We start from the raw sequence: 17,994 nt of genomic DNA on the forward strand, positions 1-17,994 counted from the left end.
CTAGCCATATTGCTAGACTTTGAAATTTCTTTGATGTAACCTTATTCGGTATACCGGAGACAAGGGGCAAACCCATGAACATCGCAACACTGAAGGTGCACGGCGACGACGACGGCCTGTTCGACATCCGCGACGGATTGCCGACCGAGCCGGACAGCGACTGGGAAAAGGGCGACGTCAAGCCCGACGGCCGGGTGCGCCTGGATTCGGGCTTCTACGTGGCCGTCGGCGCCGACCTGAACCCGGACCAGCTGCTCAAGCAGATCCGTCACTACCTGGCCGAGTGCCAGGCGCGCGGCATCCACTTTGAGCGCTCCGATGTCGCGGCCGAGCTGCGCATCTCCTTCACCACCGAACGCGGCGAAGCGACCCCCAGCCTGGACTTCACGCTGGCCGACCTGAAGCTGCTGGTCGATATGGGCATCAACCTGAGCATCACGGCTTGATGCGGTTCTCGGAAGACCGCCTGGCCAGCTTCCGCGCCGGTCCGCAGGCCGAGCGCCGCGTCCACATCTGGGAGCCTGCCGCGCCGCGCGCGGTGATCCTGGCCATCCACGGCGGCATGGCGCACGCCGGCGATTACGTTACGCCGGCGCTGTACTTCCGCCAGCACGGCATCGCCACCGTGGCCTACGACTTGTGCGGCCACCAGGATGCGCGCCGGGTCGACATTCCCGGCTTCGGCGTCTTCCTGGACGACAGCGTGGCCTTCCTGCAGTGGGTCAAGCAGCAGTATCCGGGCTTGCCGGTGTACGTGATGGGCCATTCGATGGGCGCGCTGATCGCCACCCACCTGGGCCTGGGCCACTTCGCCGGCGACGCCGCCATCAAGGGCTTCATCCTGTCGTCGCCGTATTATGTGAACGCGATCAAGGTGTCGCCGGTGCTGCTGGCGCTGGCCGGCGTGCTGGGCGCGCTGGCGCCGCGCATGAAGGTGCCGCTGGCGCCGCTGACCGACATGCTGACCCACGATGCCGCCATCACCGCCCGCCATCACGACGATGAACGCGACGGCATCCGCGCCACCGAAATCACGGTCCGCTTCGGCAACGCGCTGACCCATGCGCAGCAAGGGCTGGCGCCGCGCATGCCGGCCTGGAAGCACCGGCTGTTCGCCGTGGTGGCCGGCGACGACAAGCTGGCCGACGCCGACGCGGCGGAGAAGATGCTGAAATCGGTGCCGCCGGCGCTGTTGACTTACCAGCGGCATCCGCAGAACTACCACGAGAATTTCAATGAGCTCAATCGCGAGCAGATCTTCGCCGACATCCTGGGATGGATGGCGCTAAGCCCTGCCCACTGAGCTTACTCCAGCACCCAGACGTACTGCATCTGCATCCACGATTCCACGGGCTTGCCGGCGCTGAGGGCGGGCTTGAAGCCGCACTTCTCAATGCCGGCGCGGGCCGCTTCGTCCAGGTCCGGGTGGCCGCTGGATTTCTGCACCTGCGATTTCTTGAACTTGCCGTCGGCGCCGACCAGGAACTTCAGCGTCACGGTACCGGTTTCGTGCCGCGCAGCGGCGCCTTCCGGCCATTTCGGCTTGTCGCAGGTGTTGAAGTCGGCCAGGGCGTGCACCGTCTTGGCTGCGGCCTTGTCGGCGGCCACCGCCTCCGCGTAGATCGACATGCAGGCCAGCGCCAGTCCGAGCATCGGCACGGCGGCTTTCCAGTTCAAGGCCCGCGGTGCAGGGCGGCACAAACGTTGAATACGGTCCATCAAATTTCCTCCATTGGCCGCTTGGGCCAGGTGGTGAGTTGAGAACTGGAGACGCTCCAGCTCCGAAAGTGCAAGGGCCAGACGCCGCGGTTCGCCGAGCTGCCTTGCTGCGAAATGGTCCGCCATCAGTTCGCGCTCGGTGCGGATGCGGTTCGAGATCCACCAGACGGCAGGGTGGTAGAACAGCAGCGTTTCGATGACGTTCTGCAGCAGGTTAATCAGGTAATCGTGACGTTTGATGTGCGCCATTTCGTGCGCCAGCAGCGCTTCCAGCAGGTCGGGCGGCATGCCCGCCACCAGCGCGGCCGGTAGCAGCACCACCGGGCGCCACCAGCCGGCGGTGAGCGGGCTGGCGATGGTGTCGACGATGCGCAGCCGCACGTTGCGGTCGACGCCGAAGCGCGTCGCCAGACGGGCCAGGCTGGCCTCCCAGCGCAACTGGTCCTGGCGGTGGTTGCAATCGCACTGTTTGGCGGCGCGGTCTATCCACAGCAGGCCGAGGACCATGCGCAGCGACAGCACAATGGCGCATAGTGCCCAAAGGCTGACGATGCTGCGCAGCGAGTCGCGCAGATCGAAAGGTTCGCTGCCGACGATATTCTGAGTGGCCAGGCGCAGCACGCCAGCGCCGATCATGACGGAGGTGTCGGCGTGGCCGTTCAGGCGTTGATACAGCTCGGCCGCCGGCCAGCACAGGCAGGCGAGCAGCGCCGAGCAGGCCACCAGGTAGCGGTATTCGGCGCGGCTATTGCGCAGCAGCGCCAGGGCGATGGCGGTGGCGCAGCCCAGCAGCAGGCCTTGCCACAGGAAGTGCATCAGCGTCAGGCCGAGCGCGAAAATGAAGGCGCTCATTTCTTTTCATCCTTGAGGATTTTCTCGATCTCGTCGCGCTCTTTCTTCGAGATGCCGGAGCGCAGCGCCGCCAGCACCAGCGCCTTGGCCGAGCCGGCGAACGCCTTTTGCATCAGGTCCTTCAGCAGATTGGTTTGCAGCGCGTCCTGCGCCTGCGCCGGCGCGTAGATGTGCGAGCGCTGGCTTTCGTCGCGGATCAGGATGCCCTTGGTGTGCATGATCTGCATCAGGCGCAGCACGGTGCCGTAGGCCAGGTCCGGCTTCTCTTCCAGCATGGCCTCGTGCACCTGCTTGGCGGTGGCCGAGCCGAGTGGCCACAGGGCTTGCAGCAGATCGAGTTCGGCGGCGGTCGGTTTGGGTATGCTCATGGCGTGTCTCTTGTCGGCTTGCTAAAGTATTTGTAGATTAGTCTGTCTAGACAAAAATGTATACTTCAATTTTTGGCGCGGCCACAGCGTGTTGCTTTGCATAGACAGAGCTGTCTACAAAGTGATGGTGATGCGGGCGCCGCCCAGCGGCGAATCGTCGATGGCGATGGCGCCGCCGTGCAGTTGAACGGCTTTGGCGGTGATGGCGAGACCCAGGCCGTAGCCGCTGGCGGCGTAGTCCTGTTCGCGGGCCAGCCGGTAGAATGGTTCGAACACGCGCTCACGCGCTTCAGGCGGGATGCCGGGGCCGTCGTCTTCCACCGTGATGCGCACGGCGGCGCCATCGCGTTCGGCCGACAGCACGATGCGTGTGGCCGCGTACTTGGCGGCGTTACCCAGCAGGTTGTTGATGGCGCGCGCCAGCAGGCGGGCGTCGCCGTGCAGTTCCCCCAAATCGCCGGCAATGCTGGTGCTGAACCGTTGCCCCGGCGCCGACTGCTGCGGGGGGGCGCAACCTTGCAACAACGGCGCCAGCGCGAACGGCTGGCGCGGCATGGGCTGCGCCTGGTCGAGCTGCGTCAGGCCAAGCAGTTCGTTGACCAGGGTTTTCAATTCGTCGACATCGGTCTCCATCGCCATGATGCGTTTTTGCAGCGACGGGTCTTCGGCCGCGTGGCGCTCGCGCAGCAGCTCCAGGCCGAACTCCAGCCGCGCGATCGGCGTGCGCAGCTCGTGCGATACGGAACGCAGCAGGTTCTTGTGCGCTTCCATCAGCAGGCCGATACGCTCGGCCATGTCGTTGATGCGGCCAGCCAGCGGCGCTATGCTCGATGCCGAGCGCACCTCGGCCCGCGCCGCCAGATTGCCCTGGCCGAAATCGTCAGCCACCTTCGACAGCGCCAGCAAACCGCGCCAGTGCCGGCGCGTCCACCAGCCTATCGGCACCAGCAGGAACAGCGCGATCACGCCGAAGCGGATGGCTTCCATGCCCAGCGCCAGGCCGATGTCGATCGGCAGGCGTTGCGCGTGGATCACGTCGTCGTTGCTGCCGACGTAGCGCGCGCCGGTGGTGTCGACGCGGCGGTAGAACGCCTTGCCGCCGACGTCGATGACCACCGCGCCTTGCAGCAGCTGCTCGCGTTTGGAGGAGGGCAGCGCCGCCAGCGCCGTTGGCAGCGGTTGCAGTTCCAGCGTGGCTTCGGATACTTCGCGCACCTTGTTCAGGCGCGGCAGCCACTCGTCGCTGGGGGCCTTGTCGATGTACTGCTCCAGCAGGAAGATCTGGCCGGCCGCCTGGCGGCGCGCGATCTCCTCCAGCGGATCGCCGAACAGGCGGCTGAAGGTGAAGTAGATCGCGCAGGTCGCCAGCGTGATGGCCAGCATCACCAGTAGTGCAAAGCGCCAGAAGAGACGATTCATTCCCAGGCCGAGGGGCTGAACAGATAGCCTTCGCCCCAGACGGTTTTGATGCGTTCCGCGCCGCCGTCGCCGAACTTGCGGCGCAGGCGCGAGATGCAGTTGTCGATGCTGCGATCGAGGCCATCGAATTCGATGCCGCGCATCTTGACCAGGATGTCGTTGCGCGACATGACCTTGCCCGAGGCGTCGGCCAGGATCACGAACAGCTTGAACTCCGCGCTGTTCATCGCCACTTCCTCGCCGCGCCAGTAGACGGCGCGGTTCTCGCGCGAGATGCGCAGCTGGCCGATGACGATGTCGTTGTTGGCGGCGCCGCTGCCACGCCGTTGCAGCGCGCGCAGTCGCGCCAGCAGCACGCGCGGCTGCACCGGTTTGTTGACGTAGTCGTCGGCGCCTTGTTCGAGGCCGGAGACCTCGTCGAAGCTGTCTTCGCGCGCAGTCAGTATCAGGATCGGCACGGCGCTCAGCTGGCGCAGCTGGCGGCACACCACCAGGCCGTCGACGCCGGGCAGGGTCAGGTCGAGTATCACCAGGTCCGGCTGGGTATCGCGGAAGTGGTCGAGCGCGCGGTCGCCACGTGTCACCACGTCGACGGCGTAATCGTATTCGTCCAGGTATTCCTTGACCAGCGCGGCGAGCCGCGCATCGTCTTCCACCAGCATTACACGCTGCATCGCACCTCCATTTCGGGGCTATTGTAGTGGAGCGCGGCGCGCAAGTGGCATTTTCGACAATCGGGTACACATTCGTACACTTTTTATACAAATGCCGCCTACAAATTGAGGACAATTCAAGGACAGACCGAGGCGGATTTCGCGGCGAAGGGTGCCTAACATTGGAGGCTCCTACTTCAACCTGGAATCCGAACATGAAAAAAATCGTATGCAGCGCCCTGATCGTCCTCGCCGCAAGCTCGCTGGCGCATGCCGAAGGTGTGTATGTCGGCGCCAATGTCAGCGGCCGAACCGACGGCCACGTTAATTTTATCGAGAACGGCGTGACGACGGAGCACGGCGCGGTCAAGAGGGCGACGCCGCTGGGCGTGTTTGCGGGCTATGATCTGTCGCCGGTGTGGGCGCTGGAAGCCGGCTATCGCACCGACGGCGGTTCGACCGCCTTCGATCTGAACCCCGGCTACCAGCTCAAGACCAAGGTCAGCACGGCCTACCTGGCGGCGCGGGGCACATGGCAGCTGAGCGACAACTGGGCTTTGTTCGGTAAGGCAGGTCTCGGGCAGGGCCGCATGAAGTTGGATATCAGCGGGAAAAATGCGCCGCCGGGCGAGTCGGTGCACAAGACCGGCTTGTACCTCAGCGTGGGCGCTTCCTACCTGGTCAGCAAGGACGTGGCGCTGCAGCTGGAATTTGAACACACCGGAAAACTGGGACACGAGGGCTTTACCGCCAAAACGGATCGTCTCGCCCTGGGCGTGCGTTTCGGTTTCTAAATAAAACAGAAGGAGTACATGAGTAAGCTATCCCCGTTATTTTTGATGCTGGCCGCGTGCGGTCCGGCGCTGGCCGAAAACACCACCGAGTTGATGATGCCCGATGGGAGCAAGGACATGTATGCGGGGGTGGCCTTCACCACCAGGACGGCGGCGGCGGACGGCGAGAAGCGCCCGATGATACTGCGGCCGCTATTCCAGGTCCAGTGGAGCAACGGCATATTCGCATCGGCCAATGGGGTGGTTGGCATGCACCTGTCTGAAACGGCGGGCGTGGAATATGGGCCGCTGATCACTGACAGCAATTCGCGCAATCCGGGCGACGACTGGCGCTTGCGCGGCACGCATCCGGTCAGGGGCACGCTGGATGCCGGCGGCTTCTTTAACTACTACCTGGGCGACGGGGCGCGCGTGACGTCGAACCTGATTTACGACACCAGCGCGCGTGGTTTCCGTGGCCATGTCGGGATGCAGAAAACCTTGCCTTCGCCGGCGCCGCACAACACAGTGACGTTGTCGACCGGCGTTTCGCTGGCCAGCGATCCGGTGATGCGTGAGCTGTACGAAGTGAGCACCGCCACCGGCGGCGTGCGCGACTACCGTCCTTCCGCCGGCGTGATGGCGGTGAGCGCGGGCGTCAACTGGAACTGGGCCCTGAGCAGCAAGTGGCTGGTCAACAGTTCGGTGACGGGTACGCGGCTGGGCAGCGGGCCGGCCGGCGCGCCGTTCGTCGATCGCCGCAATTTCATCACCTGGTCCAGCGGACTGGCTTACCGGTTTTAAACGGCATGTTCAAACTCCTCCTGCTCTGTCTTGCCCTGCTGCCGGCATTCGCCAGCGCGCAGGAGGACTCCGACTGGGTCGAGTATCGGGACGCCTATCGCCAGATGATCTGGTTCGAGAAATATGGCAAGCCCAAACAGTTTTTGCAGAATCATTTCCGGATCCGCCCGCGCGACAAGAGCGTGTCCATGGACGGCTTGCGGCTGACACTCAACAGCAAGGCCACGCATTTGGCGTTGCCGCTCGATGCGCTGGGGCGCGCCGTGTTCCCGTTTTCCAAAGCGGCGTATGACGACAACGCGGAGCTGACGATGAACCGCAAGGCGGGGCTGCTCAAGTCCGGCGCCTGGGTGTCGATTGTGACGCGGCCGGATGGCGTCTACGCGGCCGCCGATCTGCGCACCGCCTGCGATCAATTGCTGGCCTACCTGCGCTATTCCGGCGAGGCCGCCGGTAAAAGCTGCGCTGGCGTGCAGTTCTCGTATCCGAAGAACGACAGTTCGCAGGTGCAGTTTCATGCTGCCGGCGGCGCCGTCACCATGCTGGCCGCGAAAGAGGGGCCGGCCTTCACGGGCGATGTCGTCGCCACGTTCAGGGTATTCGCTTATCGCTTCGCGGCGCTGCCGGAGGCGGGACAGATCGTCACCAGCAGCACGCCGCTGGCGATCGCCGCGCTACTCGAGTGAGCCCAGGACTGCGGGCGGCTTGATACATTGCGTGACAAATCTGACACCGAACGTTGTCTGCATGTCACGGTGGCGTCATAAAAGAAATACATCATACCGGCGATTGCTCCAAACAGAAGCGCCACGCTTCTTCCTTCGTTGTTCACACCGGGTAGCCACTATGAAAAAAATCTGCTTCGCAGCCATCCTGCTGGCGGCGTTCGCATCCGCGCACGCTGAAAATTTCACCTTCTCCTACGCCTTCGGCGACGGCTCCGCCATCACCGGTTCGCTGTCTGGCCATCTGAACGGCGACCTGGTGGAGAACGTCACCAATGTACACGTCAACTTCCTCGGCACCGATTTCACCGGTTCCCTGGTCGGCGCGTCGTGGGATGCCGCCACCCATGACTGGAACAGCGCAGCGGGCGCCGTCGTTTCCACCAACGCCGGCAAGAACAACTTCATCTTCGCCGATGCGAATCCGCAGACCGACTTCGCCAACGTCAACAACTACTTCTACTACGTCACCAGCAGCGATGCGCTGATCGGCAACCAGGCCTATGCGCTCAATTGCAACGGCAACTGCACCGACCTGGCGTTCGACCAGCCGACCCGGAACGCCAGCTGGTCGCTGGTCGCCGCGCCGGTGCCGGAGCCGGCCAGCGCCGCCATGCTGATCGCCGGCCTGGGTCTGATGGGCGCCGCCGCCCGCCGCCGTCGCCAGGCTTGATGCCGCCATCCCACTGACGAGAGCATACACATGCTAAAAACTACCCTGATTTCGAGCGCCGTCGCCGGCGCCGTGCTGGCACTGTCGATGCCAGCCCAAGCCGCCACCGCGCCTGTCACTGTGCGCGGCGTCGTTTCCGGCACCTGGTTCACGCCGCCGGTCATCGCCAACTCGCCGAGCGCCAGCGCCGCCTCCAGCACCGTCGCCTCGGTGTTCCAGTCGGTCAAAGTATGCATCGACGCCAACGACAACGGCGTCTGCGACGCCGGCGAAGCCAGCACCCTGAGCAAGGCCGACGGCAGCTTCCTGCTGGCCACCCGCACGCCCGGCGCACTGGTGGCCGAAGTGTCGACCTCCTCGATCAACGGCGGCCACGCCGTCACCCAGCGCATGGTGCTGCGCGCCGCCGCCGACCAGGTAACGGCGGCGCTGGTCAACCCACTGGTGCCGGCCAAGGTCGCGATCTCGCCGCTGACCACCGAAGCGGTGCGCATGATGGAAGAGGACCATATCAGTTTTGAATCGGCCAAGAACAACCTGGCCACGCGCCTGAACGTTTCGTCCGACGCCGTGCTGGCCGACATGACCGCCGCCGGCGCCGACCTGCTGAAGGAGTCCGTCATCCTCAGCAACCGTTTCGCCTTCGCCGCCAAGATGGTGGATCGCCATGACGTATCGCCAGCCGCACTGGCTACGGACCCTGGCGCCACTGGCCCTGCGATCACGATGAAGGAAGCGCAGCAGGCCGCGATGAACCTGGAAGGCATTCCCCGCTACGATCACGTGTTCATGATCGTCCTGGAAAACAAGGCCACTTCGTCGATCAAGAACTCGGTCTACGCGCCGCGCATCAATGCCTACCTCAACGCCGGCAATCAGTTCACCAGCTACTACGCCACCGGCAATCCCAGCGAACCAAATCGCCTGGCCTTCGCATCGGGCGACGACTTCGGCATCACCGACGACAGCGCCTTCAACTGCTACCCGAACGGCACCGCCGCCGCCAACGCGATTGAAGACCTGCCGCTGCCGCCAGGCGTGAATGCCTGCACCAACGCCACCAACCACAATATCAAGGGCAAGCCTAATCTGTTCAACGCCTTGACCAGCAAGGGCATGAGCTGGCGCGTCTACAGCGAGTCAAAAAATCCAGGCGCCGACTGGCGCAAAGACGGCACCGCAAACGCCGCCATCGTCGCACCCGACAATCTGTACACGGCCGGCGAGCCGGTTGGCGCCATCGGCACGCCGGGCCTGCAAGTACGCCTGGCCGGCGCGCTGTACGCGGCCAAGCACAATGGCAGCGTGTTCTTCCAGAACGTGCGCAGCTCGCCGGAGTTCCTGCAAAATAACCGCACGCTGGGCGGCGGCCAATGGGATGCTGCGCTGGCGGCGATCGCGCCGACCGGCTGGAATGCCGACCAGTTCGGCGACGACCTGCAAAGCGGCGACGTCGGCCAGATCAACATCCTGGAACCGGACCAGTGCGACGACATGCACGGCGTGACGCTGGTTGGTACCCTGCCTGGCAGCAGCACCACCAAGGCGGCCAGCGACTGCTCCGGCAATCCGCTGATCTATCGCGGCGATAAGTACACGGATTACCTGATCAAGAAGATCCAGGCTTCGCCGCTGTGGAACAACCCGCAAAAGCGCGTCGCCATCGTCATGATGTTCGACGAAGGCACGGCCACCAGCGGCTTCAATTCCTGCTGCGGCTGGAACACCAGCGGCACGCCGGCGGCACTCGGTCCGTTGGTGCGCAACGCGGACGGCAGCGTGTCTGTGGAAACGATCACCAACTACAAGCAGGGCAACAAGGGCCACGGCACCAGCATCTTCGGCGTATTGAACAACCAGCCGGGCGCGCCGAAGGGCGTGGTCGACAGCGACGCCTACAGCCACATCTCGCTGGTGCGCACCTTGCAGGACATGTTCCAGCTGGCCGATCCTGCGGATGACTGGTCGTACATGAACCGCTCCAAGTACAGCCAGAAGTTCATCGTATCGAACATCCTGAACCTGCCGGAATACGCAGGCAGCGCCGATGCGCACTTCGATGCGGTGCGTCCGATGAATCACTCGTATGTGATCCCGGCCGGCTACGTGCAGAAGAACGGCTACCCAACCATCAAGCAGGTCGGCCCGGACGGCGATCAGCGTAACGGCTGGGCGCTCAAGTAAATGAGACTGGCACTGATATTTGTGCTCAGCGTGGCGGCGGCGCAAGCCGTCGCTGCGCCGGCGGTGGCGCCGTTGAGCGCCGCCGCCGACATCGGCAAGCAGATGTTTTTCGATCAAACCCTGTCGGGCTCCGGTAAGATGTCCTGCGCCACCTGCCATGACCCGGCGAGCGCCCATGCGCCGCCGAACAAGCTGGCGGTGCAGCTGGGCGGCGCCAGGCTGACCACGGCCGGTGTGCGCGCGACGCCGTCGCTGCGCTATCAGGAATACACGCCGCCGTATGAGGATATGTTGGACAACCCGGACGGCATCAGCACGCCGGGACCCGGCGGCGGGCACACGCAAGACGGCCGCGCCGCCACGCTGGCCGAGCAGGCGCGCATACCGCTGCTGGCGAAGCATGAAATGGCGAACAAGAACGCTGCCGACGTGGTGCGCAAGCTGCGCGCCTCGGCCTACGCGGAGCAGTTCCGCCAGGCGTATGGTCAGGACGTGTTCAGGAACGACAAGACGGCTTTCCAGCACGCGCTGGAGGCGCTGCAGGCGTACCAGCTGGAGGACAACAGCTTCCACCCCTACAGCAGCAAGTACGATCTGTACTCCAGCAACAAGATCGGCGGCGACCTGACGGCGCAGGAGATGCGTGGCTTCGCCGTCTACAGCGATCCAAACAAGGGCAACTGCTTTGCGTGCCACTACAACGGCGCGGGCCTGAACGGCAGCGTCAAGCTGTTCACCGACTTTACCTACGCGGCGATAGGCGTCCCCCGCAACAAGGACATCCCGGCCAATACGAAGGGCGCTTATTTCGACCTGGGCATCTGCGACCGTCCCGACCATCCGCGTCCGGCCAGCGGCAAGTACTGCGGCATGTTCAAGACGCCGACGCTGCGCAACGTCGCCACGCGCTCGGCCTTCTTCCACAACGGTGCGTTGAAAACGCTGAAGGACGTGATCCGCTTCTACAACACGCGCGACACCAATCCTGAGCGCTGGTATCCGACCGTCAAAGGCGAGGTGCAAAAGTATAACGACCTGCCCAAGCGCTACCGCGCCAACCTGGATCGGCAGATGCCGCTCGATGGCCGCAAGCGCGGCAGCGAGCCGCCGATGACCGAGCAGGAAATGCAGGACCTGGAAGCCTTCCTCAACACGCTGACCGATAACGACCTGGTGGTAAAAAAATGAAGATGATTCTGATCGTTGCAGCAGCTGCTTTCACGCACGCCGCGCACGCCGCGCCGCAGCCCAGCAACAAGGCGCTGGCGGCGGGCCTGGTCAAATACCTGGCGCAGCAAGGCGACGTTTGCGTCGGCAAGTTCGACTGGCCCATCGACGTAGCTGCGGGCGATGCCGAGGCGGGCAGCCGCGATGCGGTGCAGCTGCCGGTGCTGGCGCAGCTCGGGTTGGCGGAGGCGGTAAGCGGAACGGTCGTGCGCCGCAATGCCGAAGGCGTCGAGCGGGAGGTGCCGGTGCAGCGTTACAGCCTGACCGAGGCGGGAAAGAAATTCTACCTGAAGCGCGACACCAGCACTGTCGCGCCGACCGGCGAGAAGATCGCGCGCACCGGCGATTTCTGCGTCGGCAAACTGAGTCTGGCGAAAGTGGTCGCGTGGGATGCCGTGACCGGAACGGCCAGCTACACCTACAAGTTCGCCGCCGCGCCGTGGATGCACGAGCCGGCCGCGCAGCAGGTGTTCCCGATGATCGCCCACATCATGAAGGGTGAGGGCCAGATGCAGATAAAGCAGCACCTGCGCCTGGCGCGCGGTCAGTGGGTAGGCGTAAAGCCATCGGAATGAGCGGAAGATTTTCTCAAGTTCGTTTGCACAACCCCGGATGATATCCAGGCCAGGGGCCAACCATTGCTAGGCCAGGTCCACCGCCGCCGGGCTGGATGCCTGCATTTCCCACGGCCACTGTGGTGGTAGGATCTACACCCAGAAATAGATTGGTCACGAACACCCATCCGGGAGGGCACTGGTTAGTTGGTTGCATTATCAATTGTGTACCTTTGAAGAGTTCGGCAATGCCGTTGGTGTTGTTGGCTGTTTGCGTCTGATTTTTCGCGGAATTTGCCTCCAGCGCCAGGACGGTCGACTTGAGTGCAGCTAGATTGGCCGATAAGGCGGCGATTGTGTCGATGGCATTTCCATCTTTGTCATATCGCTTCCAGGGGATGGTCAACGCTTCCGGTCCGGCCGAGTTGATGACTTTTACATAACCCTGCTGAGTGCGGTCCTTTCTGCGGCAGTGCAGTGACGTGGATTCACCGCCGGTGAGCACAATGCCATTTCTGGAGGTGCCGTCCCACTGACAACTGATACCTTGGGATTCGGTATGCTTCAATTGTGCGGTGGCTCTTGGAACTCCTGGCCTGAAATGCGCCGAAATGCTGAATTCTTCCGGTAGCAGTGATGCGATATCGACTTTGAATTGCAGACTGTCTTTTGCGTTCACACACGCTTGGTAAGCATTGAATGCTCCTGGAGCAATCTCATCAACGTATTGACGATAGGCGTACTGGTTGGCCTGGGAGCGGTTGGAGGCGGAGCATACTTTGCTGGCAATTGTTTCGGTCGAAGCGTTATCCTGGCCGAAAGAGGCGGATAAAAATTTGTAACTTGCACCAAAATTTGTGTCCGAAGTCGAGCTGACACCCCTGCTATAAGCATTGCAGAAGTTCGCCGCCTCCTGATCGAATGCGCCGCTGTCCGCCACAGTGAGCGTGGATTTCTTGGCGAAGACAATGATGCTTTCGCAGTCTTGTGCAGATGCGGTGCTGCATGCGACGGCGATGATGAGAATAGATAGTTTTTTCATTTTTTCGTCTTTCCCTCTGGAGGAGACGGCGGATTGAGGGCAGAAGGCCATCAGCCCTGACGAGTAAAGTCTACGCTTTGGGACTCGGCGTACGATTGGACATTTCTTGATCTGGCGCAGGTGGGAGAAAAAAGTGGCGCGGGCTCACGCATGAGCTTGCCCAAGTGAATTCGCGTTGCTGGAACTACCCTGGCGTCTGATGCGAGGTTTGCCAGGCTTGCCTCCGCCGTTATAGTTGGTATCGGCGTGGAGGGAACTCATGTCACGTTGTCGTAACACGGCATCAATACACTTCCGCGTTCTTATTCATTCGACAGGAAGTGCCATGCCATCCTCCCGCTTCAACAGCGCCGCGCGCGCTATCGCCTTGTGCGGCGTCTTTGCCTTGCCTGCCGCGCCGGCTTCCGCGCTGAACATCCTGCTTTGCAATGACGACGGCATCACCGCCGCCAACCTGCGCGCGCTGAAGTCGAAGCTGATCGCCGCTGGGCATAGCGTGGCGGTGGCGGCGCCTATCGACAATCAATCGGGCCGTGGCGGCTACATCGCCTTTCTGACCCCGATCGGCGCGCTGACCGGCAAGGAACGCGGCGCGCTGGCGCTTGGCCTGGCCGCCGGCGCTCCCGGTGTCGGCGTCGACACCAGCGATGCCGATGTCTCCTATGTCAACGGCACGCCGGTTGCGGCCTGCCTGTACGGCATCGACGTACTGGCCAGGAAGAAGTGGGGCGGTGCGCCCGACCTGGTGATCTCCGGTCCCAATGAAGGCAATAACACCGGCGCGATCAACGCCAGCAGCGGCACGTTCAATAACCTGATCTACATGATCAACCGCGGCTTGCCGGCAATGGCCGTCAGCGACGCCACCACCACCCAGGTCACCTGGAGCGCCGCGCTGCCGGCGTCGCATCGCGTGTATGAAGTGGCCGGCATCGTCGTCAAGCTGGTGGATACGCTGATCGCCAACAAGGCCAAGGCCGGCGGTCTGTTGATGCCGGACGGCGTGGGCCTGAACGTCAACGTGCCGGACTTCGGCGCCGGCGCCGGCGCGGCGCTGCCGTACCGCTTCACCCGCATCGGCAAGGCCAGCAGCTACCTGCCGGCGTTCTACGAGAAGCTGTCGGACAGCCCGCTGGCCGTGGCTTCCGGCGTCAACTTCCCTGTGCCGGGCATCAGCCTGGCCACCGGCGGCACCGTGCTGCCGAGCGGCGTAACGCTGCCCAAGGATGCCGCCGCAACGTCGGAAGACAATGTGATTGTCACGAAAACGGCGGTGACGATTTCTCCGGTCGAAGGCGTGCCGCAAGCCCGCCGTGCCTTTGAGGACGCGATGAAGATCAAGTTGAACGGGATCGCGCAATGAACAATTCGATGAAGGCGGCCTTGCTGGCCGTGGTTGCGGGCCTGGCGGGCTGCAATGGCTCGACCAACAACGAGCCGCCGCCGACCAGCAGCGTGCCGGTGCTGGGAGAGGGCGCGCTGCAAGGTTATGCCAATGGCGATACGGTGTCCGGCGCCAGCATCTATATCAACAAGGACGGCAAAGGCTACGTGCTGTTGTCGGCCGATGGCGACGGCGCCGCCACGGTGGTGCATGTGGTGGATGGCAGCAAAGGCCGCCGTGTGCCGGTGGCCAGCAGCGGCATGGTGACGCTGGCCTACGACCGCACCCAGGCGGTGGTGCTGAACGCGCTAACCCCCGCCAACACGGCCGGCAGCTACCAGGTGCTCGTCGGCGGCAAGCCTGCGCTGTTCACGGTGGCTTCCGACGGCGCTATCAGCGCGGGCAGCAGCGACTGCAAACTGTCCGGCAAGGTGGACTTCACCGCCACCTACGGCGGCGCGGCGGCGCTGACGTTGACCGCCAGCGGTTGCGGCAGCTCCGCCGAAGGCAGCTACAAAGGCCTGGCGCTGGCATCGACCGACACGGCGCCGGCCGCGTTGCAACTGGTCGGTGAAAATGGCAGCGCGGTGCTGGACTTGCTGGCTTATCGCTGATCCCGCGGCAGGCCGGTTCAGTAGGCCGTCCTGCCGGGAACCGTTGCGGTGACTGTGGTGCCAGCACCCGGTGTGCTGTCGATCTCCAGGCGCGCACCGATGTTGTCGGCGCGCTCGCGCATCCCCACCAGGCCCCAGTGGCCGGGCCGATGGCCCGCGGCGGCGACAGCATCATCCAAGCCCCGGCCGTTGTCGCGAATTCGCAGGACGAAGGCGGCGGCGCCGTACTCCAGTTCAAGCGCGATCCGGCCGGCGTCCGCGTAGCGTGAGGCGTTGAACAGCGCTTCGCGCGCGATGGCGTAGATCTCTTCGTGTACCGCCGGGCGCAATTGTCTCGGCGTGCCTTGGACCTTCATCTCAAACACATGCGAGCGATGCTCGGCCAGTCCTTTGCCGAATTGTTCCAAGGTCAGTTCCAGCGCATCCGGCGAGGCCGAAGCCCTCAGATCCATCACCTGATCCCTTCCTTCCACCAGCAGTTGTTCCGCCAGGTTGAGCGTCTGGTCCAGGTGCGAGCGCTCCTTGGTGCCTTCCTTCAGACTCCGGCTATGCCCGTCGAAGGTCATTAACAATGCCTGCATGCTTTGCAGCAGGGTGTCGTGCAACGCGCGCGCGATGCGTGTGCGCTCCGCCAGGCGCTCATTCAGCCGTTCCTGCATCCGCCGCGTCAGGTAGCGTATCCGCAGCGCGTAGGCGGAGTACAACAGCAATAACCCCAGCGCCGCCAATAACAGTTTGAACCAGCCGCTTTGCAGGAAGGTCGGCGGAATCTCCATCTCCAGCACCGCGCCTTGGGCGTTCCAAAAACCGTCCTCGTTGGACGCCGTGACTTCAAAGCGATATTTGCCCGGCGCCAGATTGGTGTAATAGGCTTGCCGGCGGCCCACCGGTTCCTGCCACGCGTGATCCAGGCCGACCAGCCGGTAGCGCACACGCACGCGCTCGGGAATCGACAGGCTCAGGGCCGTGAAGTCGATTTGCAGGTTCTTTGTGCCAGCAGGCAGGCCGAGTTCAGGTCCGGAAGGGAGGGCGCGGCGCACGCCGTCGGCGAGCACGCTGACCACTTCCACCGGCGGCGCCAGCGGATTGCGCAGGATGTTGGCCGGATCGATGGTGCCGACCGAGCCCGTTGTCGCGTACCACAGCACGCCGTCGCGTGAGCGCAGCAGCGACGGCACCGGCCGCAATTGCGGCGCATGGCCCTGCATGCCATCCTGCGCGTCGAAGCGTTCGAATGGCACGGCGGCCTGTTGGTTTTTCAGCCATGCGTTCACATCGGCGGCGGCGACGCGATACAGGCCATCCGCGCCATGCAGCCACAGATCGCCATTTGGCAGCCTGACGATGCCGGATACGCCGCGAAAACTCTCGTTGCGCTCGCCGTGCAAGGCGACGAAGCGGCCTGCGCGATAGAGGGCGACGCCATTTTCTCCACCCGCCCACATCGCCTGGCCATCGAAGTGCACTTGCATGATCGTCCCCAGTTGCAGGCCATCCTTCGAACCCAGCGTGCTGACCGCGCCGCCGTTGATCACGGTGATCTGGCTGCGCAGATGCGCCATCCATAAATTTCCCTGGCCGTCGCGGGCCATGGACGTGGTCAGCAGATCGGAGAGGCCGTGCAATCCGCCTGACTTGGTCCACGCGCCGTCGACGAGCTTGTACACGCCTTTGCCGGAGGAAAACGAAGCCCACAAGGCGCCGTCGCGATCCTGCTGCAGGGCGTGGACGCGCAATCCTTTCAGTTTGGCCGGATAGGGGATCGCAGTCACGGCGCCATCGCGGCCGCGCCGCTGCAGGGCTTCCGTGCCACCCAGCCACAAGGTGCCGTCCGGCGCCGTGTAACTGGCGGTGAGCGGCCCCACCAGTTCGCGGCTGATGCGCCCGGCGGGACCGTACTTCCAGAGATCGCTGGCATAGTCTCCCACCCAGACATCGCCGCTCGGCCCGGCGACCAGCGCCGGATACTCCAGTTGCTTGTCCACGGGCATGGTTCTCAGACGATTCGGGCGCAGCCGGTCTATGCCTCGCGATGTGCCGATCCAAAGATTGCCTTCCCGGTCCTGGAACCTTGTGCTGAGCAGCGGGCCGCTGAGGCCGTTTTCCTTGGACAATCGTTGCTCAGGCAGGCTGGGTCCGGCAGGATCTACTTTGCGCTCCAGGCCGTCGATATGCATCATCCACATCGTTCCCCGGCGATCGAAGTGCATGCCATAGCCCTCGAGCTCCGGCTTGCCCGGCTCGCCGGCGGAAGGCTGCGTTGAGCGCACCCGGTAGTAGCCGTTTTTGAAATCGTTGCCCCATAACGTGCCGTCCGGCGCCTCGCATAGCCAGACCAGCGCAGTGCGCGGCCATGCCTGGGTGAAGCGGGTTGCGCCGGGGCTGCGAAAGTAGGCGCCCGAGTTGGTGCCGATCCAGGTCGTGCCATCGCGGGTGAACAGAATCTGGAACACGCCCAGGGCTGGCAATCCCACGTCGGGCCCCAAATATTGGAACCGGCTGCCGCCGGCCGGCAGCACCGCCACGCCGTCACGCATCGCCGCCCAGATCGCGCCATCGGGCGCCGCTTCGATATGCATGACGCCGACGGGATGCAGGCCATCCGGCTCCACATAGATGTGCGCGCCATTCTTCCTGAACACGGACACGCCGCCGACGCGATAGCCTATCCAGACCGCGCCGTCGGGCGTGGTGGTCAGTGCCATGATGTTGCTCGATTCAAGCGGCTGGCCGTAGACCTTGTCGGTGCGCTCGAAACGCACGCCGTCGAAGCGATACAGGCCGGTAGGCGTGGCGATCCATAGCCAGCCGTCGGGGCCTTGAGCGAACTTCGTCACGCTCGTCGGTGCGCCATCCAGTTCGGTCCATGCCGTGTGGGTGTAATCGGTAAGTAACGGGCTTGGCTCGGAGGCGTCGCTGAAGTGCTGCCCGGCGATCAGAAGTAGAAGAAGTGAGGCTTTGAGTGTGCGTAAAAGCATGGATCGGGATTTGCTCTGTGCCAGT

At 63.7% G+C, this 17,994-nt stretch carries 17 protein-coding genes; 11 read left to right on the plus strand and 6 right to left on the minus strand.

Annotated features, from left to right (window positions below):
- The first annotated feature begins 74 nt into the window (after positions 1–74).
- On the plus strand, positions 75–446 hold the full coding sequence (locus tag RUGAMON1_RS03925; protein WP_445229274.1) for a hypothetical protein: 372 nt from the start codon (positions 75–77) through the stop codon (positions 444–446).
- Positions 446–1,303 (plus strand): alpha/beta fold hydrolase, encoded by an 858-nt coding sequence (locus RUGAMON1_RS03930; protein ID WP_445229875.1) that lies wholly within the window; start codon positions 446–448, stop codon positions 1,301–1,303. The genes RUGAMON1_RS03925 and RUGAMON1_RS03930 overlap by 1 nt, the downstream gene beginning before the upstream one ends.
- A gap of 2 nt (positions 1,304–1,305) precedes the next feature.
- Here RUGAMON1_RS03930 and RUGAMON1_RS03935 read toward each other — a convergent pair whose 3' ends face one another.
- The 4 genes from RUGAMON1_RS03935 to RUGAMON1_RS03950 all read right to left on the minus strand — a co-directional run bounded on the left by RUGAMON1_RS03935 (position 1,306) and on the right by RUGAMON1_RS03950 (position 5,032).
- Entirely contained in the window at positions 1,306–2,571 is a 1,266-nt protein-coding gene (locus tag RUGAMON1_RS03935) for a TonB family protein (protein WP_445229275.1), read from the minus strand.
- Complete coding sequence (locus RUGAMON1_RS03940) at positions 2,568–2,939, minus strand: BlaI/MecI/CopY family transcriptional regulator (RefSeq protein ID WP_445229276.1); 372 nt, start codon at positions 2,937–2,939, stop codon at positions 2,568–2,570. Before RUGAMON1_RS03940 ends, RUGAMON1_RS03935 begins: the two co-directional genes overlap by 4 nt.
- Positions 2,940–3,053: 114 nt before the next feature.
- Positions 3,054–4,358, minus strand: coding sequence for an ATP-binding protein (locus RUGAMON1_RS03945; RefSeq protein ID WP_445229277.1), 1,305 nt, complete (start codon positions 4,356–4,358; stop codon positions 3,054–3,056).
- Positions 4,355–5,032 carry a response regulator gene (locus tag RUGAMON1_RS03950; protein WP_116992235.1) on the minus strand — a complete coding sequence of 226 codons (678 nt, stop codon included), beginning with the start codon at positions 5,030–5,032 and terminating at the stop codon, positions 4,355–4,357. The genes RUGAMON1_RS03945 and RUGAMON1_RS03950 overlap by 4 nt, the downstream gene beginning before the upstream one ends.
- A 194-nt stretch (positions 5,033–5,226) precedes the next feature.
- Here RUGAMON1_RS03950 and RUGAMON1_RS03955 point away from each other — a divergent pair, with 194 nt between their 5' ends.
- The 7 genes from RUGAMON1_RS03955 (at position 5,227) to RUGAMON1_RS03985 (ending at position 11,972) form a co-directional block, all read left to right on the plus strand.
- Positions 5,227–5,805 carry a porin family protein gene (locus RUGAMON1_RS03955; RefSeq protein WP_445229278.1) on the plus strand — a complete coding sequence of 193 codons (579 nt, stop codon included), beginning with the start codon at positions 5,227–5,229 and terminating at the stop codon, positions 5,803–5,805.
- 18 nt (positions 5,806–5,823) lie between these two features.
- On the plus strand, positions 5,824–6,588 hold the full coding sequence (locus tag RUGAMON1_RS03960; protein WP_445229279.1) for a MipA/OmpV family protein: 765 nt from the start codon (positions 5,824–5,826) through the stop codon (positions 6,586–6,588).
- 5 nt (positions 6,589–6,593) lie between these two features.
- Complete coding sequence (locus RUGAMON1_RS03965) at positions 6,594–7,274, plus strand: hypothetical protein (RefSeq protein ID WP_445229280.1); 681 nt, start codon at positions 6,594–6,596, stop codon at positions 7,272–7,274.
- Positions 7,275–7,434: 160 nt separating this feature from the next.
- Positions 7,435–7,986, plus strand: coding sequence for a PEPxxWA-CTERM sorting domain-containing protein (locus RUGAMON1_RS03970; RefSeq protein WP_445229281.1), 552 nt, complete (start codon positions 7,435–7,437; stop codon positions 7,984–7,986).
- Between the two features lie 30 nt (positions 7,987–8,016).
- A complete protein-coding gene (locus tag RUGAMON1_RS03975) occupies positions 8,017–10,170 on the plus strand; it encodes an alkaline phosphatase family protein (RefSeq protein ID WP_445229282.1) in 2,154 nt (717 codons plus the stop codon).
- Positions 10,171–11,358 carry a cytochrome-c peroxidase gene (locus tag RUGAMON1_RS03980; RefSeq protein WP_445229283.1) on the plus strand — a complete coding sequence of 396 codons (1,188 nt, stop codon included), beginning with the start codon at positions 10,171–10,173 and terminating at the stop codon, positions 11,356–11,358. It abuts the gene before it with no gap.
- On the plus strand, positions 11,355–11,972 hold the full coding sequence (locus RUGAMON1_RS03985) for an SEN1982 family lipoprotein (protein ID WP_445229284.1): 618 nt from the start codon (positions 11,355–11,357) through the stop codon (positions 11,970–11,972). Before RUGAMON1_RS03980 ends, RUGAMON1_RS03985 begins: the two co-directional genes overlap by 4 nt.
- 13 nt (positions 11,973–11,985) lie before the next feature.
- On the opposite strand, the gene RUGAMON1_RS03990 is transcribed toward RUGAMON1_RS03985, so the two are convergent.
- Positions 11,986–12,993, minus strand: a complete 1,008-nt coding sequence (locus tag RUGAMON1_RS03990; RefSeq protein ID WP_445229285.1) for a hypothetical protein — start codon at positions 12,991–12,993, stop codon at positions 11,986–11,988.
- 325 nt (positions 12,994–13,318) lie between these two features.
- On the opposite strand from RUGAMON1_RS03990, the gene RUGAMON1_RS03995 reads away from it, so the two are divergent.
- Positions 13,319–14,356, plus strand: coding sequence for a 5'/3'-nucleotidase SurE (locus RUGAMON1_RS03995; protein WP_445229286.1), 1,038 nt, complete (start codon positions 13,319–13,321; stop codon positions 14,354–14,356).
- The gene (locus RUGAMON1_RS04000) at positions 14,353–14,991 is read left to right on the plus strand and encodes a hypothetical protein (protein WP_445229287.1); all 639 of its coding nucleotides are present in this window, start codon (positions 14,353–14,355) and stop codon (positions 14,989–14,991) included. Before RUGAMON1_RS03995 ends, RUGAMON1_RS04000 begins: the two co-directional genes overlap by 4 nt.
- 17 nt (positions 14,992–15,008) lie before the next feature.
- On the opposite strand, the gene RUGAMON1_RS04005 is transcribed toward RUGAMON1_RS04000, so the two are convergent.
- Positions 15,009–17,969, minus strand: a complete 2,961-nt coding sequence (locus tag RUGAMON1_RS04005; RefSeq protein WP_445229288.1) for a sensor histidine kinase — start codon at positions 17,967–17,969, stop codon at positions 15,009–15,011.
- Between the last annotated feature and the right edge of the window lie 25 nt (positions 17,970–17,994).

It is taken from the genome of Duganella rhizosphaerae (genome assembly GCF_040364205.1).
GTDB lineage: Bacteria > Pseudomonadota > Gammaproteobacteria > Burkholderiales > Burkholderiaceae_D > Rugamonas > Rugamonas rhizosphaerae.